Annotated in this window: 25 protein-coding genes; 16 read left to right on the top strand and 9 right to left on the bottom strand. The window is 71.1% G+C overall.

What is annotated here, in order from left to right; all coding sequences use genetic code 11:
* Window positions 1-13: 13 nt before the first annotated feature.
* Window positions 14-1,156, bottom strand: coding sequence for an NADH-quinone oxidoreductase subunit D (locus ABZ826_RS14215; protein ID WP_361446880.1), 1,143 nt, complete (start codon window positions 1,154-1,156; stop codon window positions 14-16).
* A gap of 106 nt (window positions 1,157-1,262) precedes the next feature.
* Window positions 1,263-2,255 carry an SAM-dependent methyltransferase gene (locus ABZ826_RS14220; protein WP_361446882.1) on the bottom strand — a complete coding sequence of 331 codons (993 nt, stop codon included), beginning with the start codon at window positions 2,253-2,255 and terminating at the stop codon, window positions 1,263-1,265.
* Window positions 2,256-2,351: 96 nt separating this feature from the next.
* Here ABZ826_RS14220 and ABZ826_RS14225 point away from each other — a divergent pair, with 96 nt between their 5' ends.
* Window positions 2,352-3,554 (top strand): sensor histidine kinase, encoded by a 1,203-nt coding sequence (locus ABZ826_RS14225; protein ID WP_361446884.1) that lies wholly within the window; start codon window positions 2,352-2,354, stop codon window positions 3,552-3,554.
* 42 nt (window positions 3,555-3,596) lie between these two features.
* The gene (locus ABZ826_RS14230) at window positions 3,597-4,274 is read left to right on the top strand and encodes a response regulator transcription factor (protein WP_361446886.1); all 678 of its coding nucleotides are present in this window, start codon (window positions 3,597-3,599) and stop codon (window positions 4,272-4,274) included.
* 16 nt (window positions 4,275-4,290) lie between these two features.
* On the opposite strand, the gene ABZ826_RS14235 is transcribed toward ABZ826_RS14230, so the two are convergent.
* The gene (locus tag ABZ826_RS14235; protein ID WP_361446965.1) at window positions 4,291-5,406 is read right to left on the bottom strand and encodes a DUF5937 family protein; all 1,116 of its coding nucleotides are present in this window, start codon (window positions 5,404-5,406) and stop codon (window positions 4,291-4,293) included.
* 105 nt (window positions 5,407-5,511) lie between these two features.
* On the opposite strand from ABZ826_RS14235, the gene ABZ826_RS14240 reads away from it, so the two are divergent.
* The gene (locus ABZ826_RS14240; RefSeq protein ID WP_361446888.1) at window positions 5,512-5,754 is read left to right on the top strand and encodes a hypothetical protein; all 243 of its coding nucleotides are present in this window, start codon (window positions 5,512-5,514) and stop codon (window positions 5,752-5,754) included.
* Between the two features lie 85 nt (window positions 5,755-5,839).
* Here ABZ826_RS14240 and ABZ826_RS14245 read toward each other — a convergent pair whose 3' ends face one another.
* Window positions 5,840-7,096, bottom strand: coding sequence for a beta-eliminating lyase-related protein (locus ABZ826_RS14245; protein WP_361446890.1), 1,257 nt, complete (start codon window positions 7,094-7,096; stop codon window positions 5,840-5,842).
* A 186-nt stretch (window positions 7,097-7,282) separates the two neighbouring features.
* On the opposite strand from ABZ826_RS14245, the gene ABZ826_RS14250 reads away from it, so the two are divergent.
* The 10 genes from ABZ826_RS14250 to ABZ826_RS14295 all read left to right on the top strand — a co-directional run bounded on the left by ABZ826_RS14250 (window position 7,283) and on the right by ABZ826_RS14295 (window position 15,509).
* Window positions 7,283-8,233 carry a DUF2520 domain-containing protein gene (locus ABZ826_RS14250; protein WP_361446892.1) on the top strand — a complete coding sequence of 317 codons (951 nt, stop codon included), beginning with the start codon at window positions 7,283-7,285 and terminating at the stop codon, window positions 8,231-8,233.
* A complete protein-coding gene (panC, locus tag ABZ826_RS14255; RefSeq protein WP_361446894.1) occupies window positions 8,230-9,309 on the top strand; it encodes a pantoate--beta-alanine ligase in 1,080 nt (359 codons plus the stop codon). Before ABZ826_RS14250 ends, panC begins: the two co-directional genes overlap by 4 nt.
* Entirely contained in the window at window positions 9,306-11,048 is a 1,743-nt protein-coding gene (locus ABZ826_RS14260; RefSeq protein WP_361446896.1) for an L-aspartate oxidase, read from the top strand. The genes panC and ABZ826_RS14260 overlap by 4 nt, the downstream gene beginning before the upstream one ends.
* Before the next feature lie 2 nt (window positions 11,049-11,050).
* Window positions 11,051-12,094, top strand: a complete 1,044-nt coding sequence (nadC, locus tag ABZ826_RS14265) for a carboxylating nicotinate-nucleotide diphosphorylase (RefSeq protein ID WP_361446898.1) — start codon at window positions 11,051-11,053, stop codon at window positions 12,092-12,094.
* Window positions 12,094-12,891 (top strand): type III pantothenate kinase, encoded by a 798-nt coding sequence (locus ABZ826_RS14270; RefSeq protein ID WP_114245204.1) that lies wholly within the window; start codon window positions 12,094-12,096, stop codon window positions 12,889-12,891. The genes nadC and ABZ826_RS14270 overlap by 1 nt, the downstream gene beginning before the upstream one ends.
* A 138-nt stretch (window positions 12,892-13,029) precedes the next feature.
* On the top strand, window positions 13,030-13,608 hold the full coding sequence (locus ABZ826_RS14275; RefSeq protein ID WP_361446966.1) for a hypothetical protein: 579 nt from the start codon (window positions 13,030-13,032) through the stop codon (window positions 13,606-13,608).
* A gap of 61 nt (window positions 13,609-13,669) precedes the next feature.
* Window positions 13,670-13,849: a hypothetical protein gene (locus tag ABZ826_RS14280; protein WP_361446901.1), complete on the top strand. Its 180-nt coding sequence runs from the start codon at window positions 13,670-13,672 to the stop codon at window positions 13,847-13,849.
* Window positions 13,850-13,958: 109 nt separating this feature from the next.
* Window positions 13,959-14,462, top strand: coding sequence for a BlaI/MecI/CopY family transcriptional regulator (locus ABZ826_RS14285; RefSeq protein ID WP_361446903.1), 504 nt, complete (start codon window positions 13,959-13,961; stop codon window positions 14,460-14,462).
* Between the two features lie 63 nt (window positions 14,463-14,525).
* Window positions 14,526-15,029 carry an amino-acid N-acetyltransferase gene (locus tag ABZ826_RS14290; RefSeq protein ID WP_361446967.1) on the top strand — a complete coding sequence of 168 codons (504 nt, stop codon included), beginning with the start codon at window positions 14,526-14,528 and terminating at the stop codon, window positions 15,027-15,029.
* A 144-nt stretch (window positions 15,030-15,173) separates the two neighbouring features.
* Complete coding sequence (locus tag ABZ826_RS14295; RefSeq protein ID WP_093894032.1) at window positions 15,174-15,509, top strand: Lsr2 family protein; 336 nt, start codon at window positions 15,174-15,176, stop codon at window positions 15,507-15,509.
* On the opposite strand, the gene ABZ826_RS14300 is transcribed toward ABZ826_RS14295, so the two are convergent.
* On the bottom strand, window positions 15,488-16,096 hold the full coding sequence (locus tag ABZ826_RS14300; RefSeq protein WP_361446905.1) for an SCO3374 family protein: 609 nt from the start codon (window positions 16,094-16,096) through the stop codon (window positions 15,488-15,490). The genes ABZ826_RS14295 and ABZ826_RS14300 overlap by 22 nt on opposite strands.
* A gap of 429 nt (window positions 16,097-16,525) precedes the next feature.
* Here ABZ826_RS14300 and ABZ826_RS14305 point away from each other — a divergent pair, with 429 nt between their 5' ends.
* Window positions 16,526-19,054 (top strand): ATP-dependent Clp protease ATP-binding subunit, encoded by a 2,529-nt coding sequence (locus ABZ826_RS14305; RefSeq protein ID WP_361446907.1) that lies wholly within the window; start codon window positions 16,526-16,528, stop codon window positions 19,052-19,054.
* A gap of 675 nt (window positions 19,055-19,729) precedes the next feature.
* Entirely contained in the window at window positions 19,730-20,419 is a 690-nt protein-coding gene (locus ABZ826_RS14310; RefSeq protein WP_361446909.1) for a M23 family metallopeptidase, read from the top strand.
* Between the two features lie 19 nt (window positions 20,420-20,438).
* On the opposite strand, the gene ABZ826_RS14315 is transcribed toward ABZ826_RS14310, so the two are convergent.
* A complete protein-coding gene (locus tag ABZ826_RS14315) occupies window positions 20,439-21,023 on the bottom strand; it encodes a helix-turn-helix domain-containing protein (RefSeq protein ID WP_361446911.1) in 585 nt (194 codons plus the stop codon).
* A gap of 125 nt (window positions 21,024-21,148) precedes the next feature.
* Between ABZ826_RS14315 and ABZ826_RS14320 the strand changes: the two genes are divergently transcribed.
* Window positions 21,149-22,759 (top strand): MDR family MFS transporter, encoded by a 1,611-nt coding sequence (locus ABZ826_RS14320; RefSeq protein ID WP_361446913.1) that lies wholly within the window; start codon window positions 21,149-21,151, stop codon window positions 22,757-22,759.
* Window positions 22,760-22,834: 75 nt separating this feature from the next.
* Here ABZ826_RS14320 and cseC read toward each other — a convergent pair whose 3' ends face one another.
* The 3 genes from cseC to ABZ826_RS14335 are packed head-to-tail and all read right to left on the bottom strand — an operon-like array spanning window position 22,835 to window position 25,570.
* A complete protein-coding gene (gene cseC, locus ABZ826_RS14325; protein ID WP_361446915.1) occupies window positions 22,835-24,217 on the bottom strand; it encodes a two-component system sensor histidine kinase CseC in 1,383 nt (460 codons plus the stop codon).
* Window positions 24,214-24,918, bottom strand: a complete 705-nt coding sequence (gene cseB, locus ABZ826_RS14330) for a two-component system response regulator CseB (protein WP_361446917.1) — start codon at window positions 24,916-24,918, stop codon at window positions 24,214-24,216. The genes cseC and cseB overlap by 4 nt, the downstream gene beginning before the upstream one ends.
* A 10-nt stretch (window positions 24,919-24,928) precedes the next feature.
* Window positions 24,929-25,570, bottom strand: a complete 642-nt coding sequence (locus ABZ826_RS14335) for a hypothetical protein (protein ID WP_361446969.1) — start codon at window positions 25,568-25,570, stop codon at window positions 24,929-24,931.
* Window positions 25,571-25,593: the final 23 nt, after the last annotated feature.

The raw sequence follows: 25,593 nt of genomic DNA on the forward strand, positions 1-25,593 counted from the left end.
CACGCGGGACGGCCTACTTGTCGATGTCGCCGACGACGAAGAAGAGCGAGCCCAGGATCGCCACCATGTCGGCGACCAGCGTGCCCGGCAGCAGCTCGGTGAGGGCCTGGATGTTGTTGTACGAGGCGGAGCGGAGCTTCAGCCGGTACGGGGTCTTCTCGCCCTTGGAGACCAGGTAGTAGCCGTTGATGCCGAGCGGGTTCTCGGTCCAGGCGTAGGTGTGGCCCTCGGGGGCCTTCAGGACCTTGGGCAGCCGCTGGTTGATCGGACCGGGTGCCAGGCCGGCCATCCGGTCCAGGCAGGCGTCCGCGAGATCCAGGGAGTTGTGCGTCTGCTCCAGCAGGCACTCGAAGCGGGCCAGGCAGTCGCCCTCGGTGCGGGTGACGACCCTGAGCGTGTCCTGGAGCTCCCCGTACGCGAGATACGGCTCGTCGCGTCGCAGATCGAAGTCGACCCCCGAGGCGCGGGCGATCGGCCCGGACACCCCGTACGCGTGGACGGTCGCGGCGGACAGCACGCCCACCCCGCGGGTACGGCCCCGGAAGATCTCGTTGCCGAGCACCAGGTCGTCGTACACGTCCATCCGGGACCGGACCGAGGCGACGGCGTCCCGGGCGCGGCCGAGCCAGCCCGCGGGAAGGTCCTCCTTGAGGCCGCCGACCCGGTTGAACATGTAGTGCATCCGGCCGCCGGAGACCTCCTCCATCACGGCCTGGAGCTCCTCGCGCTCGCGGAACGCGTAGAAGACCGGGGTGATCCCGCCGAGTTCGAGCGGGTACGAGCCGAGGAACATCAGATGGTTCAGGACCCGGTTCAGCTCGGCGAGCAGGGTGCGCGTCCAGACCGCGCGCTCCGGGACCTCCATGCCGAGCATGCGCTCGACGGCCATCACGACACCCAGCTCGTTGGAGAACGCCGACAGCCAGTCGTGGCGGTTGGCGAGCATCACGATCTGCCGGTAGTCGCGGGCCTCGAAGAGCTTCTCCGCGCCTCGGTGCATGTAGCCGATGACCGGTTCGGCGTGCTGGATGCGTTCGCCGTCCAGGACGATGCGCAGACGGAGCACGCCGTGGGTGGAGGGGTGCTGGGGGCCGATGTTGAGCACCATGTCGGTGCTCTCCGCCGCGCTCCCGATGCCGACTGTCGTCTCCGTCATACGGCCAGTATTCCTTGAGTGGCGGGGTGATGGACGGTGCGGGGTGGGGTGCGCGACCGTTCCCCGCCGCCCCTTCCCGGAACCGGGACTCCGCCCCGACAGGCTCTCAGACTCCGCCGGGGCCGTCCTTGCGCTGCATCAGCCAGCCGAAGTCGCCGAGGCCGCCCCGGGCCGTCAGCTCCGCCGCCTCGCCCGCCGAGGCGAGGGCCCGCACGTATCCGGCCGGGTCGGTCGACGCCAGGGACAGCGGTGGGCGCCCGCCGTCGACTCCGAGGCGGCGCAGCGCCTCGCGCTGCGTCAGCACCTCGGGCGGTGCGTCGGCCCCGGCCGCCGCGGCACACGCGTCCAGTGCCACGTGCGAGGTGAGGTCGCAGCTGCCGTCCGGCACCGGCCGCACCTCGCGGCCGGACCGGAAGCCGGTCAGGGTGCCGAAGGGCGGCCGGGCCTCCCGTGTGTGGGCGTAGTCCACCGCCACCGCGAGGCCCCCGGCCAGCGAGGACACCGCCCGTGCCCAGGCCTCGTCGCGCGGGCGGCCGATCTCCGCCCGGCTGCCCGGCCCGGCCGACGGCCACCAGCGGCGCAGCCACTCGGCATCCGCCCCGGTCACCGGCTCGCCCAGCCGTTCCGCACCGTCCGCCGTCCGCACGAGGACGTACCGGTCGACGCCGTCCGCGTCGGTTTCGGCGACCTCGGTGGGGACGTTGTCCAGCCATTCGTTGGCGAACAGCAGCCCGTGGGTTCCCCGTGGGGGTTCGGCGCACCACGTGATCCGGGGATCCAGACCGGCCGGGCGCGCGGCGAGCTCCACGGCGTACGCCCGCACGTCCGGACCACCGGCCCCCGCGGCCGGCAGCGCGGCCAGCACCCCCGTCAGCAGTTCGCCCCGCCCCGCGCCCAGGTCCACCAGATCGACCGAGCCGGTGCCCAGCTCCCGCGCCGTCCGGACCAGCAGCCGGGCGACGGCCGAGGCGAACAGCGAGGACGCGTGGACGGAGGTACGGAAGTGGCCCGCCGGCCCCTCGGGGCTCCGGTAGAACCCCCCGTCTCCGTACAAAGCGGCCTCTGCCGCCTCCTGCCACCCACGCCACTCATCCGTCACGTTCCCAAGTCTCCACCTTGGGGAGTACGGTCCCAGGAGCTGGATCGGCCCTTCGGCTGACCCGTGCACCCACCGCCTGTCCCTACGCTGGGTTACGTGCAGCGCCTCTACGACTTCATCCGCAGACACCCGACGGGCGTCGACAGCTTCTGGGCTGTCTTCCTCCTCGGGCTCTCCGGCTTGTCCACGGTGGAGCAGGCGGGCAGTGCCGGTGAGCGGCTTGCTGCCCTGCTGATCGGCATCGGCCTCTGCACTGTCGTCGCGTTGCGTCGGCGCGCGCCGGAGAAGATGCTGCTGCTCACCGTCGCGGTGGGCGTCGTGCAGGTGGTGTTCGGGGTCAAGCCGGGCGTCGCGGACTTCGCGATGCTGGTGATCGTCTTCACCGTGGCCACCATCGGGCAGCGCTGGGCGTCCCGGCTCGCGCTGGTCTGCAGCCTGAGCGCGGCCGGAATCTCCCAGCTGCGCTGGCCGCAGGACGTGCCCCAGACCGGTTGGCCGCAGCAGGCCTTCGTCGTCGTCGTGATGACCGTGCCGTTCGTGCTCGCCTGGGTGCTCGGCGACTCGATGCGCACCCGGCGCGCGTACTTCGACCAGCTGGAGGAACGCGCGGCCCGGCTGGAGCGGGAGCGCGAGGCGCAGTCGAAGGTCGCGGTGGCCGCCGAGCGGGCCCGTATCGCCCGCGAGCTCCACGACGTCGTCGCGCACAACGTCTCGGTGATGGTGGTGCAGGCGGACGGCGCGGCGTACGTCATGGACACGGCCCCCGACCAGGCCCGGCAGGCCCTGGAGACCATCTCCAGCACCGGCAGGCAGGCACTCGCCGAGATGCGGCGGCTGCTCGGGGTGTTGCGGACCGGAGACGCCAAGGAGAGCGGGGAGTACGTCCCGCAGCCCGACGTCGAGCAGATCGAGGACCTCATCGAGCAGGTCAGGCAGACCGGCCTGGCCGTCGACTTCAAGATCGAGGGCACGGCCCGCCCGCTGCCCAGCGGGGTGGAGCTGACCGCGTACCGCATCGTGCAGGAGGCCCTGACCAACACCCGCAAGCACGGTGGCCCGGACGCCGGGGCCAGTGTGCGGCTGGTCTACTTCGACGACGGCCTCGGACTGCTGGTCGAGGACGACGGGCGGGGCGCGGCGCACGAGCTGTACGAGGACGGCGGCGCCGACGGCGCGGGCCACGGGATGATCGGTATGCGCGAGCGGGTCGGCATGGTCGGCGGCACGCTGGACGCCGGGCCGCGCCCCGGCGGCGGGTTCCGGATCAGCGCACTGCTGCCGCTCAAGCCGGCCCACTAGACCTTCGGATTTTCGCTGGACAGACAGGAGACAGGACACCTCATGGCCATCCGCGTGATGCTCGTCGACGACCAGGTGCTGCTGCGCACCGGCTTCCGGATGGTGCTCGCCGCCCAGCCGGACATGGACGTCGTGGCCGAGGCCGGCGACGGCGCGGAGGCGATCGAGGTCCTGCGCGCCACCGCCGTCGACGTGGTGCTGATGGACGTCCGGATGCCGAGGCTCGACGGTGTCGAGGCCACCCGGCGCATCTGCGCGCAGCCCGGTGCGCCCAAGGTGCTCATCCTGACCACGTTCGACCTCGACGAGTACGCCTTCTCCGGGCTGAAGGCCGGAGCCAGCGGCTTCATGCTCAAGGACGTGCCGCCCGGCGAACTGCTCGCCGCCATCCGCTCCGTGCACAGCGGCGACGCCGTGGTCGCCCCGTCCACCACCCGCCGGCTGCTCGACCGCTTCTCACCGATGCTGCCGAGCGGCAACAGCGAGCCGCAGCACAAGGGCATCGCCAAGCTCACCGAACGCGAACGCGAAGTGATGCTGCTGGTCGCGCAGGGCCTGTCGAACGGCGAGATCGCGGCCCGCCTGGTGCTCTCCGAGGCGACCGTGAAGACGCATGTGGGCCGCATCCTCACCAAACTGAACCTGCGCGACCGGGTGCAGGTCGTCGTCCTCGCGTACGAGACGGGGCTGGTCAGGGCAGGCGGGGGCGGGGCGGGCTGACCCGGCCGACAGGCTCTCAGCGCAGGATGCCCTCCAGGAAGTCGCTGCCGAGCCGGGCCACCACGGTCAGGTCCAGCTGGTGCTGGACGTACCGGCCGCGCCGCCTGGTGGTGACCAGGCCCGCCTTCTTCAGCGCCGCGAGATGCCGGGAGACCTCGGGCGCCGTGATGCCGTACGTGTCGGCGAGCTCGCCGGTCGTGTACGCGGACCGGGCGAGATGGCGGCACAGGCGCATCCGCATCGGGTGGGCCAGCGCCTCCATGCGCAGCTGGAGCAGTTCCACGGAGGCGGGGGAGGACAGCTCGGGGCGGTGCACCGGGTAGTGGATCACCGGGCGCCAGCCCGGCGCGTGCAGCAGGTTCAGGTGCGGCCAGCCGAAGGCGGACGGGACAAGGGTGAGTCCGGGGCGGCCGACGGCCGGGTCGGCGGCATGGGCCCGGCCCTCGGTGAGCTTGTCGGCGCTGATCCGGGTCCCGGCCTCGTCGAGCGACAGCGCCGTGGACACCGCGCCCATTGCCTCGCGGAGCCCCTTGCGGCGCAGCAGATCCGTCTTGTGCCGGGCGTCGGCGACCAGCTGGACCTGCACCCGCCGCCAGGTGTCGGAGAAGAACGCCTGGTCGCAGTCCTCGAACAGGCGGCGGATCCAACGGCGCAGGGGGGCGGGGTCGGCCAGCAACTGCTGGGCGAACTCCACCTGCTGGGGGCCGCGCGCCGCCGCCATGTCCAGGGCGCGGGCGCGCATCGTCGGGTCGCAGAGCGGGGAGGGCGCGCCCAGCCCGTACAGGCTGGAGCAGGTGAACTCCAGGGCGGCGGCGACGAACCGCTCGTCGTCCAGCCGGTCGAGGATGTCCAGGTCCTCGGCGAGGTTCGCGCCCGTCCTGCCGTTCCCGCCGCGGACCCCGGCGAACGGCAGGAAGACGTCCGAGAACGTGTTGCGCCACAGGAACTCGGCCTCGTGCAGCCGGTCGGCGAGGTCGGGTTCCAGCGCGCTGGCGGTCGCCGTCGCCCAGCCGTGCAGCCCCGGGTGGTGCCCCGGCTCGGAGAGGGCGTGCAGGGCGAGCCCCAGCTCGGCGAGGGGGGAGGTCTCGAAGACGATGCTCTCGGGCGTCAGCCCGGCGATGTCGATGTGCACGCTCACCCCTCCATGGTGCGGGGTGCGCGCCGAAGGCCACGTGCCATTTGACGGTGGTCGTCAATCGGTGGGCCGGACGGGCCGCGCCCGGCCCACGCTGAGGCCATGGACGCCATTCAGCAGCACATGATCGACAGCTACCGTGCGGCTCAGCGAGGTGAACTGCCGCCTCCACTGCCGGGACGGCACGACTGGGGAGTGGTGCGCGAGGCACGCGACCGGCGCCGATTCGACGCGGTGATCGCGGGCCGCCCGGCGCGCCGCCGGTGGCGGACGGCGCTGCGGGCGCTGTTCACCCGACGCCACCGCGCCGGCCGCTCCGGTGCCGCCGGCCGGTGCGGCGTCTGAGGACGGAACCGTGCCGGGCGGCGCCCCAGGGGCAGACGGGTCCGGCCACCCGGCCGGCCTCCCGGCCGGCCCGGCCACCCCCCTGTCAGGTCAGCCGCTTCACGAACTCCGCGACTGCCTCCCGTACGTCCCCCGCCGTCCACTCCAGGCCTTCCCGTCCCACCGTGACTTCGGTGAACGACACCCCGGGCGGCCCGGCAGCCGCCGGGTACCAGTTGCGGAAGAGTGCCACGCCCGTCTCCTCCGCCTGCCGCACCGACGCCTCCGTCAGGACATCCGCCCCGTACGGCAGCCACACCTGGAACTGATGCGTGTGCGGCGGCTCCGGATGCACCCGGAACCACCCGGCGCCGGCCGCCGACAAGCCCTCGGCCAGTGCCCCGGCCACCACCTTCGCCTGTGCCACGTACGACGGCAGGCTCGGCAGCTCCCGGTCCAGGCCGATCAAAGCGGCGAGCGCCGCCGGGAACTGCTGGAAGAGCTGCCCGCCGTACCGGTGACGCCAGGTGCGGGCCTCCTCGATCAGCGATTCGGGCCCGGCCAGCGCGGCCCCGGAGATTCCGCCGAGGGTCTTGTAGAACGAGACGTACACGCTGTCGGCCAGCGCCGCGATCTCCGGCAGCTCGCGCCCGAAGTGGGAGGCGCACTCCCACAGCCGCGCGCCGTCGAAGTGCACCACCGCATCGCGTTCCCGGGCGGCCGCCACCACGGTCTCCAGCTCCTCCCACGTCGGCAGGACGAAACCGGCGTCGCGCAACGGCAGCTCCAGCATCAGCGTGCCGAACGGCTCGGCGAAGTCCTGGATCTCCCGCGCCGTGGGCAGCCGGGGCTCGGAGGTCGGATGGACGGTACGCAGCCCGCTCACCGCCCCCAGCGCGCCGCGCTCGTGCACCTCGGGATGGGCCAGGGGGTGCAGCGCCACCGCGGGATTGCCGGTCCGCCCGGCCCAGCACCGCAGCGCGACCTGCTGCGCCATCGTCCCGGTCGGGAAGAACGCCGCGGCCTCCATGCCCAGCAGGTCCGCGATCCGCGCCTCCAGTTCGGCGACGACGCCGTCGCCGTAGATGTCCGTGGGACGGTCGAGATCGGTGACCGATCCCGCCCCCGCCGCCAGCCCGGCCAGCCGCTCGCCGAGCGGAAGGTGCATGGGCGGCCTGATCAGGACCCGCTCCGCCGCACGCCAGGCGTTCAACCTGCGCAACCGCCGCGCATCCTCCCGCGACGGGTCCGGCTCGTGCGCCGGAGCCTCCTCGGCCCGCCCGACCTCCTCTGTGCCGTCCCGCGCCCCGTCCCGCGCCTGTGGCTGTCGTACCCGCTGATCCGTGTCCGGCGTGTCTGTCATGGGACGATCATCACGCAGAGTGCGGATCGGGCCCGAACGAATTCCGGGCCCACAGGCCTCGGGTCGCGCCCCGCCGGACTTTTCCCACAGGCTGTGGACAGCCAGGAACCCGGACGAAACGCTGGCGTAGCATGCAGAGGAATCGTCCGGTACCCCCCGCGGACTGGAACGGAAGGTCACCGCCGCGTGAATGCAACAGTCCCCAAGGAGCCCCTCGACGCGAGGGACCGCCCCGCCCGCCTCACGGTCGGCGTCGTGGGCGCGGGCCGCGTCGGCCCCGCTCTCGCCGCGTCCCTGCAGCTCGCCGGGCACCGACCGGTCGCCGTGTCGGGCGTCTCCGACGCGTCCGTGCGCAGGGCGGCCGCCCTGCTCCCCGACGTACCGCTGGTGCCGCCCGCCGAGGTCCTCGCGCGTGCCGAGCTGGTGCTGCTGACCGTCCCCGACGACGCCCTGCCCGGCCTGGTCGAGGGCCTCGCCGAGACCGGCGCGGTACGGCCGGGACAGCTGATCGTCCACACGTCCGGGCGGTACGGGACGAAGGTGCTGGACCCGGCGCTGCGGGCCGGAGCCCTGCCGCTCGCCCTGCACCCGGCGATGACGTTCACCGGCACCACCGTCGACGTCCAGCGGTTGGCCGGCTGCTCCTTCGGCGTGACCGCCCCCGAGGAGCTGCGGCTCGCCGCCGAGGCGCTGGTCATCGAGATGGGGGGCGAGCCCGAATGGATCGCGGAGGAGTCCCGCCCGCTCTACCACGCGGCGCTCGCCCTCGGCGCGAACCACCTGGTCACCCTGGTCGCCCAGTCGATGGAGCTGTTGCGCACGGCCGGGGTCGCGGCCCCCGACCGGATGCTCGGCCCCCTCCTCGGCGCCGCGCTCGACAACGCCCTGCGCTCCGGCGACGCGGCCCTGACCGGCCCCGTGGCCCGCGGTGACGCCGGCACCGTAGCGGCGCACATCGGCGAGCTGCGCGCGCACGCTCCGCAGGCCGTGGCCGGCTATGTCGCGATGGCCCGCGCCACCGCCGACCGCGCACTCGCCCACGGCATGCTCAAGCCGGAGCTGGCCGAGGACCTGCTCGGTGTCCTGGCCGACGGCACCGGCACCACGGGCGGCACCGGATCACAGGAGCCCCGATGACCCACACGACCGGCAGGCCCGGTGCGACCGGTACGCCGCGCGCCGCCGCGCCGCCCCGCACACCCGGCACCGCCGCCGCGGCTGCCCTTCTCCGTACGGCCGCCGAGCTCGCCGCGTTCGCGCCCCGCAAGGGACCGCGGGCCGTCGTCATGACCATGGGCGCCCTGCACGAGGGCCACGCCGCCCTGATCCGTACCGCACGCGCGGCCGCGGGCCCGGACGGGCAGGTCGTCGTCACCGTCTTCGTCAACCCGCTCCAGTTCGGCGAGGCCGCCGACCTGGAGCGCTACCCCCGTACCCTCGAAGCCGATCTCGCCGTGGCGGGCGCCGCCGGCGCGAACGCGGTCTTCGCGCCGTCCGTCGAGGAGGTCTATCCCGGCGGCGAGCCGCAGGTCCGGATCTCGGCGGGTCCCATGGGCGAGCGGCTCGAAGGGGCCTGTCGCCCCGGGCACTTCGACGGCATGCTCACCGTCGTCGCCAAGCTCCTGCACCTCACCCGCCCCGATGCCGCGTTCTACGGGCAGAAGGACGCCCAGCAGCTCGCGCTGATCCGCCGCATGGTGCGCGATCTCAACTTCCCCGTCGAGATCGTCGGCGTGGAGACGGTCCGCGAACCGGACGGCCTCGCGCTCTCCAGCCGCAACCGCTTCCTGGACGTCGAGGAACGGCACACCGCCCTCGCCCTGTCCCGGGCCCTGTTCGCGGCGCAGGACAGGCTCGCCGCCCAGCAGGCGCTGCACGCCCGCGCGCAGACCACCGCGGCGACCACCGGCCGGGCCGCCGCCCTCACCGCGCTCGGCGAGACCCGCGCGGCGGCCGACACCCAGGCGGTGGCCCTGGCCCGCCCCGTGGACGGACCTGCGGCGGTACGCGCCGCGGCGCAGCTGATCCTGGAGGACGCGGCCGCCGAGCAGCCGCCGCTCGCCCTGGACTACGTCGCGCTCGTGGACCCGGCCGACTTCACCGAGATCCCCGACGACCGCACCACCGGTGACGCGATCCTCGCCATCGCCGCGAAGGTCGGCAAGACCCGCCTCATCGACAACATCCCGCTGACCTTCGGAGCCACCACGTGACCGGAATACGGCTGACCGCCCCCGCCCCCGGCTGGTCCATCGACGCGGACGTCGTGGTCGTCGGCTCCGGCGTTGCCGGTCTCACCACCGCGCTGCGCTGCGCGGCAGCGGGTCTCGCCACCGTCGTGGTCACCAAGGCCCGCCTCGACGACGGCTCCACCCGCTGGGCGCAGGGCGGTATCGCGGCGGCTCTCGGCGAGGGCGACACCCCCCAGCAGCACCTGGACGACACCCTGGTCGCGGGCGCGGGCCTGTGCGACGAGTCGGCGGTACGGACCCTGGTCACCGAGGGCCCCGGGGCCGTACGCCGGCTGATCGGGACCGGCGCCCACTTCGACACCACGGACAACGGCGACATCGCCCTGACCCGCGAGGGCGGCCACCACCGCCGCCGCATCGCCCACGCGGGCGGCGACGCCACGGGCGCCGAGATCTCCCGCACCCTGGTCGAAGCGGTCCGCGAAGCCGCCCTGCACACCGTCGAGAACGCCCTGGTCCTGGATCTGCTCACGGACGCCGAAGGCCGTACCGCGGGCGTCACCCTGCATGTCATGGGCGAGGGCCAGCACGACGGTGTCGGCGCGGTCCGGGCCCCCGCGGTGGTCCTGGCCACCGGCGGCATGGGCCAGGTGTTCTCCGCCACCACCAACCCGGCCGTCTCCACCGGCGACGGCGTGGCCCTGGCGCTGCGGGCCGGCGCGGAGGTCTCCGACCTCGAATTCGTCCAGTTCCACCCGACGGTCCTCTTCCTCGGCGCCGACTCCGAGGGCCAGCAGCCCCTGGTGTCGGAGGCGGTACGGGGCGAGGGCGCCCATCTGGTCGACGCGTCCGGCACGCGCTTCATGGCCGGGCAGCACGAACTGGCGGAACTGGCCCCGCGCGACATCGTCGCCAAGGCCATCACCCGCCGGATGCAGCTGCACGGCACCGAACACATGTATCTCGACGCCCGGCACTTCGGCGCCCGGATGTGGGAGCAGCGCTTCCCCACGATCCTGGCGGCCTGCCGTGCCCACGGCATCGACCCGGTCACCGAGCCCATTCCGGTCGCGCCCGCCGCGCACTACGCCTCCGGCGGCATCCGCACCGACCTGAGGGGACGTACGACCGTGCCCGGTCTGTACGCCTGCGGCGAGGTCGCCTGCACCGGCGTGCACGGCGCGAACCGGCTGGCGTCCAACTCCCTCCTGGAGGGGCTCGTCTTCGCCGAGCGCATCGCGGCGGACATCGTCGAGGACCGTCCACGCGCGGGCGCCCCGACGGCCGGCGACCTGCCCGCCCCCGCGCCGCTGCTGGCGCCCGAGGCGCGCGGCACGATCCAGCAGATCATGACCCGCGGCGCCGGAGTACTCCGCTCCGCCGAGAGCCTGGCCGCCGCCGCCGAGGAGCTGGAGGCCCTGCACGACAGCGTCGCCCGTGCCGCCGAGGCGACCGAGCCCAAGGTCGCGGTGCCCGGCGTCGAGGCGTGGGAGGCCACCAACCTGCTGCTCGTCTCGCGCGTTCTGGTCGCCGCCGCCCGTCGGCGCGAGGAGACCCGAGGCTGCCACTGGCGCGAGGACCGGCCCGAGCGCGACGACGCGAACTGGCGCCGTCACCTCGTCGTCCGGCTCACCCCGGAGCGTCAACCGGTCCTCCGTCGGACGGAGACCGAGGCATTCGGGCCCGTACGCCCCACGCAGGCACCAGACTGCGCAGCAGTACCCCCGACCCACCCCGCCGACGTCACCGAGGAGCCGTAACCGTGAGCACGCCCGAAGAGAATCCGCGCCCCACACCCGTGGACGTACCGCTGATCCAGATCGGGGCGCCCGCACCGTCCGCGGGCGGCTGCGGGGACGGCTGCGGCTGCGGCGCGGACGAGCTCTACGAGCTCGACCCGCTGGAGTGCGGCCTCGACCCCGACCTCGCCCAGCTCCTCGCCGACGCCGGCCTGGACCCGGTCCAGGTCGAGGACGTCGCGCACGTCGCCATCGAGGAGGACCTCGACGGCGGCGTCGACGTCACCACCGTCGCGACCGTCTCCGAGGACGCCGTGGCCACCGGCGACTTCACCGCCCGGGAGGCCGGTGTGGTGGCGGGTCTGCGCATCGCCGAGGCCGTCCTGTCCATCGTCTGCACGGACGAGTTCGCGGTCGAGCGCCACGTCGAGGACGGCGACCGCGTCGTCCCCGGCCAGAAGCTGCTGACCGTCACCACCCGCACCCGCGACCTGCTCACCGGCGAGCGCAGCGCGCTCAACCTGCTCTGCAGGCTCTCCGGCATCGCGACCGCCACCCGCGCCTGGGCCGATGTGCTCGAAGGCACCAAGGCCGAGGTCCGCGACACCCGCAAGACCACGCCGGGCCTGCGCGCCATGGAGAAGTACGCGGTGCGCTGCGGCGGCGGCGTCAACCACCGCATGTCGCTGTCGGACGCGGCGCTGGTCAAGGACAACCACGTCGTCGCGGCGGGCGGTGTGGCCGAGGCCTTCAAGCGGGTACGGGACGAGTTCCCGGACGTACCGATCGAGGTCGAGGTCGACACCCTGCAGCAGGTCCGCGAGGTCATCGACGCGGGAGCCGATCTGATCCTGCTGGACAACTTCACCCCGCTGCAGACGGCCGAGGCGGTCGCGCTGGTCGGCGGCCGCGCGGTCCTGGAGTCCTCAGGCCGGCTCTCCCTCGACACCGCGCGCGCCTACGCGGAGGCGGGCGTCGACTACCTGGCCGTCGGCGCGCTCACCCACTCCTCGCCGATCCTCGACATCGGCCTGGACTTCCGCGACACCGACGGGGCCGGCTTCTGATGCTGCTCACCATCGACGTCGGCAACACCCACACCGTGCTCGGCCTGTTCGACGGCGAGGAGATCGTCGAGCACTGGCGCATCTCCACCGACGCCCGCCGCACCGCGGACGAACTCGCGGTGCTGCTCCAGGGGCTGATGGGCATGCACCCGCTGCTCGGCGAGGAGCTGGGCGACGGCATCGAGGGCATCGCGATCTGCTCCACGGTCCCGGCCGTCCTGCACGAGCTGCGCGAGGTGACCCGCCGCTACTACGGCGACGTCCCCGCGGTCCTCGTCGAGCCGGGCATCAAGACCGGGGTGCCGATCCTGATGGACAACCCGAAGGAGGTCGGCGCGGACCGCATCATCAACGCGGTCGCCGCCGTCGACCTGTACGGCGGTCCGGCGATCGTCGTCGACTTCGGTACGGCCACGACCTTCGACGCGGTCTCCGCCCGGGGCGAGTACACCGGCGGCGTGATCGCCCCCGGCATCGAGATCTCGGTCGAGGCCCTCGGCGTCAAGGGTGCCCAGCTCCGCAAGATCGAGCTGGCCCGGCCGCGCAGCGTGATCGGCAAGAACACGGTCGAGGCGATGCAGTCGGGCATCATCTACGGCTTCGCCGGCCAGGTCGACGGTGTCGTCGCGCGGATGAAGAAGGAGCTGGCGGCCGACCCCGACGACGTCACCGTCATCGCGACGGGCGGCCTTGCGCCGATGGTGTTGGGCGAGTCCTCCGTCATCGACGAGCACGAGCCCTGGCTCACTCTCATCGGGCTGCGCCTGGTGTACGAGCGGAATGTGTCCCGGATGTAGCGGATGCGGGGCGTACCTGCGGGAACGGTCCGGCGGGGCGGGGGCCGACGCCGCGCCGCCGACTGCCAGCTAAGAGGATTTTGTCCATTTAGCACGTATTGTCGCTTCATGCCCACGCCTTACGGATCACGCGGCGGTATGGCGTTCAGCGCGGACGAGCTGCGGGTGCTCCGACGTGCCCTCGCCATCGCCCTTCACCCCAAGCCCCTGCCCGAAGAGGACGTCCAGGACTGCCTGCGACTGGCGGGCGCCGTGGACGAGGCGGTCGGCGAGGCGGGACGGCTGCGCACGTTCCTCCTCGCCGACCTCGTCCGCTACCGCAATGCCCTCCCCGGCTCCGTCGGCGGCTACCTGGAGCTGCTCCAGGACGCCCTGGCAGGCGGATACGACCCTCGTCCCGACGACCTGGCCGCGCTGCGCGCCCTGCGCCACAGACCGGTGGCCGCGGCGCTGCTGGAGCGCTGTCAGATGCGCGCGGAGCGCTCGGTACGGGCCCGCCTGGCCGGACGTGCCGCACCGGCGGCGGCCCCGGCGCCCCGCAGTCGTCTCCTGGCCCTGCCCGGCGGCCGGGCGGCCGACCCGGAACCCGAACGGCCCAAGGCCCCGGCGACCCCGCCCCGGCCGGTCCCGCCCTCCGAGCGCCCGGCGCCGAAGCCGTCCGAGGTCTTCCCGCCCCGCAAGCCCGCCCCGCCGCGACAGCAGTGGGCCGCGGGGTAGTCGCGCCGCAACTCGGAGGGGGTGCGCGGAAGTCCGTACCGGCCTCGCTACTCTGGACGTCATGGACTACGTATCCGCGCTCGTGCCCCCCGTGGTGATGGCCGCCTTCTTCATCGGCCTCGTCGTGACGATCGTCAAGAGCCAGGGCGGTCCCAACAAGGCCAAGGAGGACGCGGCCGTGGACCTGGCGGTCGGCCGCGCCGAGTCCGTCCAGCAGGCTCCGCGGACCGACGGCGTCTGACTCCCCGCACCTCGCAGTACCCGAAGGGCGCACGGCTCGTCAGGAGCCGTGCGCCCTTTCGCCGCGTAAATAACCAGGCATTTCAGGCATCTGGCACTAAAGTGGCATTGTGCCCCGCCAATTGGGAGAACTGGAAGACGCCGTGATGACACGGGTCTGGCAATGGAACCGCCCGGTCACTGTGCGGGAAGTCCTTGAGGACCTTCAGCAGGAACGCTCCATCGCCTACACCACCGTCATGACGGTAATGGACAATCTCCATCAGAAGGGCTGGGTGCGCAGGGAAGTCGACGGCCGCGCATATCGATATACGGCGGTCTCCACCCGCGCCGCCTACTCGGCCGCACTGATGAACGAAGCCTGGTCGCGGAGCGACAACCCGGCCGCCGCTCTTGTCGCCTTCTTCGGCATGATGTCCGCCGAGCAGCGAGAGGCGCTCGCGGACGCCATGCGGATCGTCCGCCCCGGGGCCCCCGGACAGCCGGCCGGAGAAGCGGCCGGCGGGGCGGTGGGCGAACCGGGTGAGGAACCGGCTGAGGAACCGGCTGATGAAGCCGCCGGAGAAGCGGCCGAAGATCCGGCCGATGACGCGGGTCCGGAGACCGGGCGATAGCGTCGGGGTATGTCCTCAGAGCTTCCGCATACCGATTTCCGTACCGAACCGTCGGTTATAAACATGGCCATCACTGTCCGCCGTGCCAGGACCAGCGATGTCGCATCGGTCCGCCGTCTCCTCGACGGGTACGTACGTGAAGGCATCCTGCTCGACAAAGCAACGGTGACGCTTTACGAGGACATCCAGGAGTTCTGGATCGCGGAACGCGACGAAGACGCCCGGGTCATCGGCTGCGGTGCACTGCATGTGATGTGGGAAGACCTCGCCGAAGTGCGCACTCTCGCCGTCGATCACGGCATCAGGGGTGCCGGAGTCGGGCATCAAGTACTGGACAAGTTGTTGCAGACCGCCCGTTGGCTGGGCGTACGGCGGGTTTTCTGTCTCACCTTCGAAGTCGACTTCTTCGCGAAGCACGGCTTCGTGGAGATCGGGGAGACGCCGGTCGACGGAGATGTCTACAGCGAGCTGCTGCGTTCCTATGACGAAGGTGTAGCAGAGTTCCTGGGTCTCGAACGGGTGAAGCCGAACACCTTGGGCAACAGTCGGATGCTTCTGCACCTGTGACCGTCACAAGAAGCCGTCGCCCTATGTCCGAATCGCGCATGTTTCCCGTCTTCTTGCGATCCTGAACCCCTCCCGGGGGTTTGTGTTTTCCGGGGAAAAGCGGTTTCCTTTCCGCGTACTGCATTTTCGATGAAAGGAAATCCGGTGGCACAGAAGGTTCAGGTCCTTCTTGTCGATGACCTCGACGGTGGCGAGGCGGACGAGACGGTCACGTTCGCTCTGGATGGCAAGACCTACGAGATCGACCTCACCACGAGCAACGCGGACAAGCTCCGTGGTCTTCTTGAGCCGTACACCAAGGGCGGTCGGCGCACGGGCGGCCGCGCGGCGGCCGGCCGTGGCAAGGGCCGCGCCGTCACCGGCGGCAACAAGGACACCGCGGAGATCCGTAAGTGGGCCCGCGAGAACGGCCACAATGTGAATGACCGCGGCCGTGTTCCCGCGGAGATCCGCGAGGCTTACGAGAAGGCCAACGGCTGAGCAGTCGACCCATCGGTCGACCGCCCCGTTCGGGCGCGCATCAACCGGGCCCGGTGGCATTCCGTGGCCACCGCGTCCACGAGCCGTACGAGATCGGGAGCACCCCCACCCCTGCTCCCGAGGCCGACGAGGGCCGGGAGCTCCGGCTCTCCCTCGTGCCGCAGCCCGGGGGGCCGCAGCCAGACGGCGGCCCCCGACCGGCCGACCACCCGTCCGGGCGGCGTCGGCGCAGTGATCCGGCCGCCCGTGCCGATGGCGGTCAGCGAGAGGGCGACCCCGCCCCACTCCAGCCAGTCGAGCAGTCCGGGCAGTTCGTCGGCGCTTCCCGCCGCCACCAGCAGGCGCATCCGTCCGCCGGACAGCGCCACGGGTCCGGTGCGCCCCGCCCGCCGCAGCGCCGCACGGCCGACGGCCGCGGGCACTTCGAGGACGTCGAACCGCAGCCCGGTCAGCAATCGCACCGGTGCGGTGCCCTCCGTCGGCCAGCCGAGCTCGCGCTCGTACCACCGCGCCCACTGCGCGCAACCGGCGTGAGCTTTCTGCGTGTCGGCGAGCGACGGCGGGGGAGGTGGGACGGTGACGGCCATGCCGGAAAAACGGCCGAGCCGCCCCCAGGGTTACGCAGCGTCCGCGAGCAGGTGCGTAGCGTGTCCTGGATGGGGGCGTAGAGACGCATTCGGGAGCGCAAAGATGTTCGCCCGTAGCGGAGGGAACCGGCGCGCGCCGCATGGACTGTCTGTAATTACGGGTAAGACATCCCTAGTGGGGAGGGGCGACACGCAGGCTCGGGCATCTCACGTTCGCCATCGGCGTACTGGCGAAAGGGGTATCTGCCTGGCCTGCGGGAACATCGTCTCGCACCATCGGGTTGGAGCAGATGTCGGCGTTCGAGGTCAGGAGGCCAAGGACGGTGTCGGCAGTTGGAATGAGCGGTCCCCGCTTGCGGGACTAAGCTGCGGAAGGACAGGGAGGGGACCGACCCCTTACTGCCTGACCGCTCTGAGGAGCGATTAACGATGTTCGAGAGGTTCACCGACCGCGCGCGGCGGGTTGTCGTCCTGGCTCAGGAAGAAGCCCGGATGCTCAACCACAACTACATCGGCACCGAGCACATCCTCCTGGGCCTTATCCACGAGGGTGAGGGTGTCGCCGCTAAGGCCCTGGAGAGCCTCGGGATTTCGCTCGAGGCGGTCCGCCAGCAGGTGGAGGAGATCATCGGCCAGGGCCAGCAGGCCCCGTCCGGCCACATCCCCTTCACCCCCCGGGCCAAGAAGGTCCTGGAGCTGTCGCTCCGCGAGGCCCTTCAGCTCGGCCACAACTACATCGGCACCGAGCACATCCTGCTCGGCCTGATCCGCGAGGGCGAGGGTGTCGCCGCCCAGGTCCTCGTGAAGCTGGGCGCCGACCTGAACCGGGTGCGGCAGCAGGTCATCCAGCTGCTCTCCGGGTACTCCGGCGGCAAGGAGGCGGCAACCGCGGGCGGCCCCGCGGAAGGCACCCCCTCCACGTCCCTGGTGCTCGACCAGTTCGGCCGGAATCTCACCCAGGCCGCTCGCGAATCCAAGCTCGACCCGGTCATCGGGCGCGAGAAGGAGATCGAGCGGGTCATGCAGGTGCTCTCCCGCCGTACCAAGAACAACCCGGTTCTCATCGGCGAGCCCGGCGTCGGCAAGACGGCGGTCGTCGAAGGACTGGCGCAGGCCATCGTCAAGGGCGAGGTGCCCGAGACCCTCAAGGACAAGCACCTCTACACCCTCGACCTCGGTGCGCTGGTCGCCGGCTCCCGCTACCGCGGTGACTTCGAGGAGCGCCTGAAGAAGGTCCTCAAGGAGATCCGCACCCGCGGCGACATCATCCTGTTCATCGACGAGCTCCACACCCTGGTGGGTGCGGGTGCCGCCGAGGGCGCGATCGACGCCGCCAGCATCCTCAAGCCGATGCTGGCCCGCGGCGAGCTGCAGACCATCGGTGCCACGACGCTCGACGAGTACCGCAAGCACCTGGAGAAGGACGCCGCTCTTGAGCGCCGCTTCCAGCCCATCCAGGTCGCGGAGCCGTCGCTGCCGCACACCATCGAGATCCTCAAGGGTCTGCGCGACCGCTACGAGGCCCACCATCGCGTCTCCATCACGGACGAGGCGCTGGTCCAGGCCGCGACGCTGGCGGACCGGTACATCTCGGACCGGTTCCTGCCGGACAAGGCGATCGACCTGATCGACGAGGCCGGTTCCCGGATGCGCATCCGCCGGATGACCGCGCCGCCGGACCTCCGCGAGTTCGACGAGAAGATCGCGGGCGTCCGCCGCGACAAGGAGTCCGCGATCGACTCGCAGGACTTCGAGAAGGCCGCGTCCCTGCGGGACAAGGAGAAGCAGCTCCTGGCCGCGAAGACCAAGCGCGAGAAGGAGTGGAAGGCCGGCGACATGGACGTCGTGGCCGAGGTCGACGGCGAGCTGATCGCCGAGGTCCTGGCCACCGCGACCGGCATCCCGGTCTTCAAGCTGACGGAGGAGGAGTCCTCCCGTCTGCTGCGCATGGAGGACGAGCTCCACAAGCGCGTCATCGGCCAGAAGGACGCCATCAAGGCCCTCTCGCAGGCGATCCGCCGTACGCGGGCCGGTCTGAAGGACCCGAAGCGCCCTGGTGGCTCGTTCATCTTCGCCGGCCCGTCCGGTGTCGGTAAGACGGAGCTGTCCAAGACGCTCGCCGAATTCCTCTTCGGCGACGAGGACGCGCTGATCGCGCTCGACATGTCGGAGTTCAGCGAGAAGCACACGGTTTCCCGCCTCTTCGGTTCCCCTCCTGGTTACGTGGGTTACGAAGAGGGCGGCCAGCTCACCGAGAAGGTGCGCCGCAAGCCGTTCTCCGTCGTCCTCTTCGACGAGGTCGAGAAGGCCCACCCCGATATCTTCAATTCCCTGCTCCAGATTCTGGAGGACGGTCGTCTGACCGACTCCCAGGGTCGGGTCGTGGACTTCAAGAACACGGTCATCATCATGACGACCAACCTCGGGACCCGGGACATCTCCAAGGGCTTCAACCTGGGCTTCGCCGCTCAGGGCGATGTCAAGACCGGCTACGAGCGGATGAAGAACAAGGTCAACGAAGAGCTCAAGCAGCACTTCCGCCCCGAGTTCCTCAACCGTGTCGACGACACGGTCGTCTTCCACCAGCTCACCGAGGAAGACATCATCCAGATCGTCGACCTCATGCTGGCCAAGGTGGACGAGCGCCTGAAGGACCGCGACATGGGCATCGAGCTGAGCTCGGAAGCCAAGTCGCTCCTGGCGAAGAAGGGCTACGACCCCGTGATGGGCGCCCGGCCGCTGCGCCGGACGATCCAGCGCGAGATCGAGGACATCCTCTCCGAGAAGATCCTCTTCGGCGAGCTGCGCCCCGGTCACATCGTGGTCGTCGGCACCGAGGGTGAGGCTGAGGAGAAGAAGTTCACCTTCCGCGGCGAGGAGAAGTCGGCTTTGCCCGACGTCCCCCCGATCGAGCAGGCAGCGGGCGGTGCGGGTCCGAACATGTCGAAGGACGTGTAAGGACACCACCGAGCGCCTGAGCGCCTGAAGGGGCTGCCCCGGAACCGTTGAGAGACGGTCCGGGGCAGCCCCTTTTCCGTGTGGCGCCGACCGTGCCGTGCGGGGCGGTAGCGGTCGGTGGCCGCTGTGGCTCCTCGACGGCCCCCGGCTTCTCGACGGCCCCCGGCTTCTCGACGGCCCGCGGCTCCGCGGCTCCGCGGCCCGCGGCCCGCGGAGCCGCGGTGTCGGCCGAGCCGGTGCGACCCGCCGCCGATCGCGCCGTCGGCACGTGGCGGACGGCCCGGATCGGACGGCTCCAGGACCCTCCGGCGGTGACAAGGCACACAGCCCTTTCCGCCCCTACTACCGCCGATAGGGGAGAGAGCCGCGCCCCCGGCAGGGACCTTCGGCCCGCTGTGGAGGGGGGGCTCTCGGCGCCGGAACGCGAGACGCGTGGATCGCCGGGTTCGGTCCGGTTCGATCGGTTTGGAGCTGGGGTTAAACCTGCCTGGAACGAGAGTTTCAGTGGGCCCGGACGAGGGGCGCGTGAAGTCGGAGACGGCGCATTCCCGAGGCATCGGATACGGCTTTTGTTCGTATATGAGGTGTTTGAGCATCGGCGGGGGCGCGGGTTACCAAGGGATGGCCAGCCCGGCGGAAGCGTCGGGTCCAGTCATCTCCGGAGGTTCTCCGCTTATGTCGAAGCGCGTTTCGTTCCAGCACTCCCGTCGCCCGTCCCTGTCCCGTGTCCGTGGCGCCGTGGTGGCGGCCGGTCTGGGGACGTCGATGGTTCTCGGCGCGGGTGCTGCGTTCGCGGCCGGCACGACGGGTGCCCCCGGCATCGCGAATCTGATCAGCACAGGCGCGGCCGACTCCGTCGCCGCGCAGGCGGCCGCGCAGGGTAAGGCGGCCAACGCGGCCAAGGCCGAGCGTGCGGCGGCCGAGCAGGCGGCCGCGAAGAAGGCCGCCACCTGGAAGATCCCGGTGGGTCATTACGCGCTGAGCGCGAGCTTCGGCAGCGACGGCTCCCGCTGGGCCCACAAGCACTCCGGCCAGGACTTCGCCGTCCCGATCGGTACCAAGGTCGAGGCCGCGCACGGCGGCACCGTCGTGAAGGCCGGCCCGAACGGCGGCGGCGACGGCCCCGCGTACGGCAACGCAGTCGTGATCCGCCACGGCAACGGCACGTACTCGCAGTACGCCCACCTGTCGAAGATCGATGTGCGCATCGGCCAGACCGTGAAGACGGGCCAGAAGATCGCCCTCTCCGGCAACACCGGCAACTCCAGCGGCCCGCACCTGCACTTCGAGATCCGGACCACCCCGAACTACGGTTCCGCGATCAACCCGGTCTCGTTCCTGCACAAGGAGGGTGTCACGGTCTGACCGGACCGGGCGTACCCCGCTACTCGGCGGACCCCGGGCTGTGTGCCCGGGTGATCAGTTCGAAGGCGACTTCGAGGACGGCCCTGTGCTTCTCCTCGGGGTCGCCCTCGATGTCCTTCAGGGCGAACATGCCCGCGTGCATCGCGAAGAGCGCGGTGAAGCAGCGCACCTGGTCGGCCAGTGACGCGTCGGGTTCTTTGATCAGGTCGACCAGGCCGATGACGCGGTCCTTGATGGTCTTCCCGATGCTGAGGTCCCGCACGGTCGCCTGGTTCTCCTGCATGAAGCGGAAGAGCGGGGCCGCGGCGGTCAGTGCCTCGCCGTAGCGGCGCAGGATCTCCTTCTTCGTCTCCAGGGTGTGGGGCTGGTCCCTGCCCCACTCGATCAGCTCCTCGATCGGCCGGTTGAGGTCGTCGAAGATGCTGACCAGGATGTCTTCCTTGGTCTTGAAGTGGTAGTACAGCGCGGCCTTGGTGACGTCCAGCCGCTCGGAGATCTCCCGCAGCGAGGTCTTCTCGTAGCCCTGTTCGGCGAAGAGCTCCAGGGCGACGTCCTGAATGCGCTGGCGCGTGTTGCCCCGGCGTGCCTGCGGCGTGCTGCCCATGGCGCTCTCCCTAAGAAACTTACTTGACGCCCGGCTAGTTACGCGTCTACTTTTCCCCAGTGTAGTCAACTAGCCGGGCGGCAAGTAAGGGCCCGGCGCGCACCGGGGATCAGGGAGTGGGGACCATGGCGGAGCTGAAGAAGGCGACGGACGGAGAGGCGGGTGACCGGCCGGCCGGGAAACCCGGGAAACAGCAGCGCAGTGTCCGGGTGGTGATGCTCGCCCTGATGATCACGATGCTGCTCGCCATGCTGGACAACCTGATAGTCGGCACGGCCATGCCGACCATCGTCGGCGACCTCGGCGGCCTGGAGCATCTGTCCTGGGTCGTCACCGCGTACACCCTGGCCACCGCGGCCTCCACCCCCATCTGGGGCAAGCTCGGCGACATGTACGGGCGCAAGGGCGTCTTCCTCACGGCCATCGTGCTCTTCCTGATCGGCTCGGTCCTGAGCGGCATGGCCCAGGACATGGGCCAGCTGATCGGTTTCCGGGCCATCCAGGGGCTCGGCGCGGGCGGCCTGATGGTCGGCGTCATGGCAATCATCGGCGACCTGGTGCCGCCCCGCGAGCGCGGCAAGTACCAGGGCATGATGGCCGGCGTCATGGCCATCGCGATGATCGGCGGACCGCTGGTCGGCGGCACCATCACCGACCACCTCGGCTGGCGCTGGAGCTTCTACATCAACCTGCCGCTGGGCGCGGTCGCCCTGACCATGGTCACCCTCGTTCTGCACCTGCCGAAGCGGGAGCGCACCGAGCTGAAGATCGACTACCTCGGTGCGGGGCTGCTGACCGTCGGCATCACCGCGATCGTGCTGGTCACCACCTGGGGCGGTTCGGAGTACGACTGGAACTCCGCCGTGATCATGGAGCTCATCGCGATCGGTGTCGCCTCGCTCGGCGGCTTCGTCCTCGCCGAGATGAAGGCCGCAGAACCGATTATTCCGCTCCACATATTCCGCAACCGCAACTTCACCCTGATGTCCGTCGTCGGCTTCATGTCGGGCTTCGTGATGTTCGGCGCGGTGCTCTTCCTGCCGCTGTACCAGCAGTCTGTCCAGGGCGCGTCGGCGACCAACTCGGGTCTGCTGCTCCTGCCGATGCTGCTGTCGATGATGGTCGTCTCGCTGATCGCGGGACGGGTCACCACCAGCACCGGCAAGTACAAGATCTTCCCGATCCTGGGCTCGGTCCTGATGGTGGCCGGTCTGTTCCTGCTCTCGCGGATGGACACCGGCACCACGCGGCTCACCTCGGGCATCTACATGGCGGTGCTCGGCGCGGGCATGGGTTTCCTGATGCAGATCACGATGCTCGTGGCGCAGAACAGCGTGGAGATGAAGGACATGGGAGTCGCCTCCTCCGCGACCACCCTCTTCCGTACGCTCGGCAGTTCCTTCGGTGTCGCGATCATGGGTGCCCTGTTCACCGGCCGGGTGCAGGACGAGATGGCCGCCCGCGGCGGCGGGGCGGCCACCGCGAAGTCCGCCCAGCTGGACGCGTCGAGCCTGGCGAAGCTGCCGGACGCGGTGCGTGAGGCGTACCAGTTCGCAGTGTCGTCCGGTACGCACATCGCGTTCCTGGTGGGTGCCTCGGTCGGAGTGATCGCCCTGATCGCTTCGGTGTTCGTCAAGGAGGTGCCGCTGCGGGGAGCGGGCCCGGAGACCACGTCGTCGGACGGTGGCGCGGAGCCGGCCGCGGCCGCCGGTGCCAAGCAGCCCGAGGCGGTCTGACCCCTCCGCGGTGCTACGAGCGTGGTACGAGGAGGCTCCCGGGGCGCGCCCCGGGAGCCTCCTTCCGTATCCGGTTCAGCTGCCGGACAGCCTGCTGCCGGGCTCCGCGTTCTGCCCGTCGCCGCTGTCCGGGGTGCGCTGTTCGGACAGGTGCAGGATCGGGAAGCTGCCGGTGTTCGTGGGCGCGTGCTCGGGCAGCCACAGCACGGCGATCGCCCCGCCCGCGCCCTGCGCCGCCCCTTCCGGCGCCGCGTTGCGGAAGGTCAGCCGGGCTCCGAGGACCCGCGCCTGGCCGGCCGCGATCGTCAGCCCGAGCCCGTGCCCGTGCCCGGCCCGGTCACTGCTTCCGGTACGGAATCGGCTCGGCCCCTCACGCAGCAGTGCCGCGGGGAAACCGGAACCGTGATCGCGGATCCGCACCACCCGGCCCTCGACCGTGACCTCGACCGGTGTGGCGCCGTGCTTGGCGGCGTTCCCCAGCAGATTGCCGAGGATCCGCTCCAGCCGGCGCGGATCGGTGCTGACCCAGGACTCGTGGACGACCTGCACCTGTACACCCGGGTCCAGCAGCGCGACGCGCCGGCTGACGAACTCGCCCAGCGCGATCTCCTGCAGCTCGGCCCGCTCCGACGCGCTGTCCAGCCGGGCCACCTCCAGAACGTCCTCGACCAGGGTGCGCATCGCCTGTGCCCGGTCCCGTACGAGCTCGGTGGGACGGCCCGGCGGCAGCAGCTCCGCCGCCGTCAGCAGGCCGGTCACCGGAGTGCGCAGCTCGTGCGCGATGTCCGCGGTGACCCGGCGCTCCGCCTCGATCCGTTCGTTCAGCGCGTCCGTCAGCGCGTCCACCGCACGGGCCAGCTCATCGGTCTCGTCCTGGACGACCCCGCCGACGGCCTCCCTGACCCGTACGTCCGTATTGCCCTGCGCGACCCTGCCCGCGGCGGCGGCGGCCTTGCGCAGCCGGCGCGACAGCTGTCCGCCGATCAGCACGCCCAGCGCACAGCTGCCGAGCACCACCGAGACCGAGCCGATGATCAGTGCCCGGTCGAGATCCCGCAGGACCCTGGCGCTGCGGCCGGTGAAACGGGTGTGCAGCGAGAGCACATTGCCGTTGCCGACCGGGACGGCCGCCCACACATCGGGTCCCCCCTGCTTGAGCTCCTCGACATGCGTGGCACGCCGGTTCCTGCTGGTCTCCGCGCGCAGGCTGCGCGGCATCAACGGGTCGTTGAGCTTGGCGCCGAACCGGGGGTCGGTCTTCTGCGTCTTCTTCGCCTCGTACAGCAGCTGCGCGTACGTCAGCCGCGTCAGCTGGACCTCGCGCGCGTTCTCCAGCATCGAGACCCGGGCGGCGTTGTGGACGACGAAGCTGAGCGCGACCGCGGTCAGCGCGCCGACCGCCGCGATGGCGATGCTGATCTTCCAGCGGACTCCCGTCCGCAGCGTCGGCCGCTTCATGGCCTGAGCTTGTAGCCGAAGCCGCGGACCGTCTCGATCCGGTCCTGGCCGATCTTGGTGCGCAACCGCTGCACATGGACGTCCACGACCCGGGTGTCGCCGCCCCACCCGTAGTCCCAGACCCGCTCCAGCAGCTTGTCGCGGGAGAGCACCGTGCCGGGCGCGGCGGAGAACTCCAGCAGCAGCCGCATCTCGGTCGGCGTCAATGCCACCTGCTCGCCGCCCCGGTGGACCTCCATGCCCTCGGTGTCGACCTCCAGATCGCCGAAGGCCAGCACGCCGCCGACGGGCTGCGGCTCCCGGTCCCCGCTGCCCGGCTGCCCGCCCGACGCATGACCGAAGCGGCGCAGCACGGCACGGATCCGGGCGACCAGGACCGCCCCGTCGAAGGGCTTGGTGACGTAGTCGTCGGCACCGGCCTCCAGGCCGAGCACCACATCGATCGAGTCGGCCCGCGCCGACAGCATGATCACGGGGACCGTCGACTCGTCGCGGATGCGACGGCAGAGGCTGACCCCGTCGAGCCCCGGCACCATCACATCGAGCAGGGCGATGTCGGGACGGTCGGCGCGGAAGGAGGCGAGGCCCGACAGGCCGTCCGGCATCGCGGTGACCGCGAAACCGTCGCGCTCCAGCGCCAGCTGGGTGGCCTCGCGGATGACGTCGTCGTCCTCGACGAACAGGACGTGGGTCTCGGCCATCGGGCTGCTCTCAGTTCCCCGCCGGTTCCGCGGATTCCGGAAGACCGGCCTCTCCGTTACCGACGGCTCGGTTGAAGTCGTTGTGCACCCGGTCGTGCTCGTTGAACCGGTTGTCCGCCCAGTCGTAGGTGATCACTTCCTCGCCGGAGGGGTACGCGACCGAGTCCTTCTTCTCGTACACCTGGGCCGTCACCACCAGATCACCGCGGTCGATGGTGCCGTACACCGCGGGCTGCTCGACGGCGAACACGTTCTCGTACGTGCCGTTGGTCCGCTGGCGGTACACATAGGTGCCGACCCCCACCGAATCACCGCAGGTCATCACGTTCACCACGACGTCGGCCGAGGGACCGCCGGTCAGGGTGCCGTACGAGGTGTCCACCGGGTACGCGGAGCCGCTGCAGGGCTTCAGTTCCGTCCTGACCCGCTGGCTGACCTTGGGGTCGTGCTTGAGCAGCGCCACGGGATCGACCCGCGGCGTCGGCTTCGCCGTGGTCGACGGCTCGGTGCTCGGCGTGACCTGGGCGACCGGCTGGGTGCCCGCCGGGCCCTCGTCCCGGGTGCCGGTACCGCCGGTGGAGCACCCGACGACGAACAGCCCGAAGGCGGCGAGCCCGACCAGGGTCGTGGTGCTCGCCGCCCAGCCGGTCAGGACCCGGCCACGCCTGCCGGTGG

This window comes from Streptomyces sp. NPDC047515 (genome assembly GCF_040643055.1).
GTDB lineage: Bacteria > Actinomycetota > Actinomycetes > Streptomycetales > Streptomycetaceae > Streptomyces.

Bases quoted from the DNA above. Each gene is read 5' to 3' on its own strand.
- ABZ826_RS14215 (WP_361446880.1), bottom strand. From the start codon at position 1,156: ATGACGGAGACGACAGTCGGCATCGGGAGCGCGGCGGAGAGCACCGAC.
- ABZ826_RS14230 (WP_361446886.1), top strand. From the start codon at position 3,597: ATGGCCATCCGCGTGATGCTCGTCGACGACCAGGTGCTGCTGCGCACC.
- ABZ826_RS14240 (WP_361446888.1), top strand. From the start codon at position 5,512: ATGGACGCCATTCAGCAGCACATGATCGACAGCTACCGTGCGGCTCAG.
- ABZ826_RS14245 (WP_361446890.1), bottom strand. From the start codon at position 7,096: ATGACAGACACGCCGGACACGGATCAGCGGGTACGACAGCCACAGGCG.
- panC (WP_361446894.1), top strand. From the start codon at position 8,230: ATGACCCACACGACCGGCAGGCCCGGTGCGACCGGTACGCCGCGCGCC.
- ABZ826_RS14270 (WP_114245204.1), top strand. From the start codon at position 12,094: ATGCTGCTCACCATCGACGTCGGCAACACCCACACCGTGCTCGGCCTG.
- ABZ826_RS14275 (WP_361446966.1), top strand. From the start codon at position 13,030: ATGGCGTTCAGCGCGGACGAGCTGCGGGTGCTCCGACGTGCCCTCGCC.
- ABZ826_RS14280 (WP_361446901.1), top strand. From the start codon at position 13,670: ATGGACTACGTATCCGCGCTCGTGCCCCCCGTGGTGATGGCCGCCTTC.
- ABZ826_RS14290 (WP_361446967.1), top strand. From the start codon at position 14,526: ATGGCCATCACTGTCCGCCGTGCCAGGACCAGCGATGTCGCATCGGTC.
- ABZ826_RS14300 (WP_361446905.1), bottom strand. From the start codon at position 16,096: ATGGCCGTCACCGTCCCACCTCCCCCGCCGTCGCTCGCCGACACGCAG.
- ABZ826_RS14305 (WP_361446907.1), top strand. From the start codon at position 16,526: ATGTTCGAGAGGTTCACCGACCGCGCGCGGCGGGTTGTCGTCCTGGCT.
- ABZ826_RS14310 (WP_361446909.1), top strand. From the start codon at position 19,730: ATGTCGAAGCGCGTTTCGTTCCAGCACTCCCGTCGCCCGTCCCTGTCC.
- ABZ826_RS14315 (WP_361446911.1), bottom strand. From the start codon at position 21,023: ATGGGCAGCACGCCGCAGGCACGCCGGGGCAACACGCGCCAGCGCATT.
- ABZ826_RS14320 (WP_361446913.1), top strand. From the start codon at position 21,149: ATGGCGGAGCTGAAGAAGGCGACGGACGGAGAGGCGGGTGACCGGCCG.
- cseC (WP_361446915.1), bottom strand. From the start codon at position 24,217: ATGAAGCGGCCGACGCTGCGGACGGGAGTCCGCTGGAAGATCAGCATC.
- cseB (WP_361446917.1), bottom strand. From the start codon at position 24,918: ATGGCCGAGACCCACGTCCTGTTCGTCGAGGACGACGACGTCATCCGC.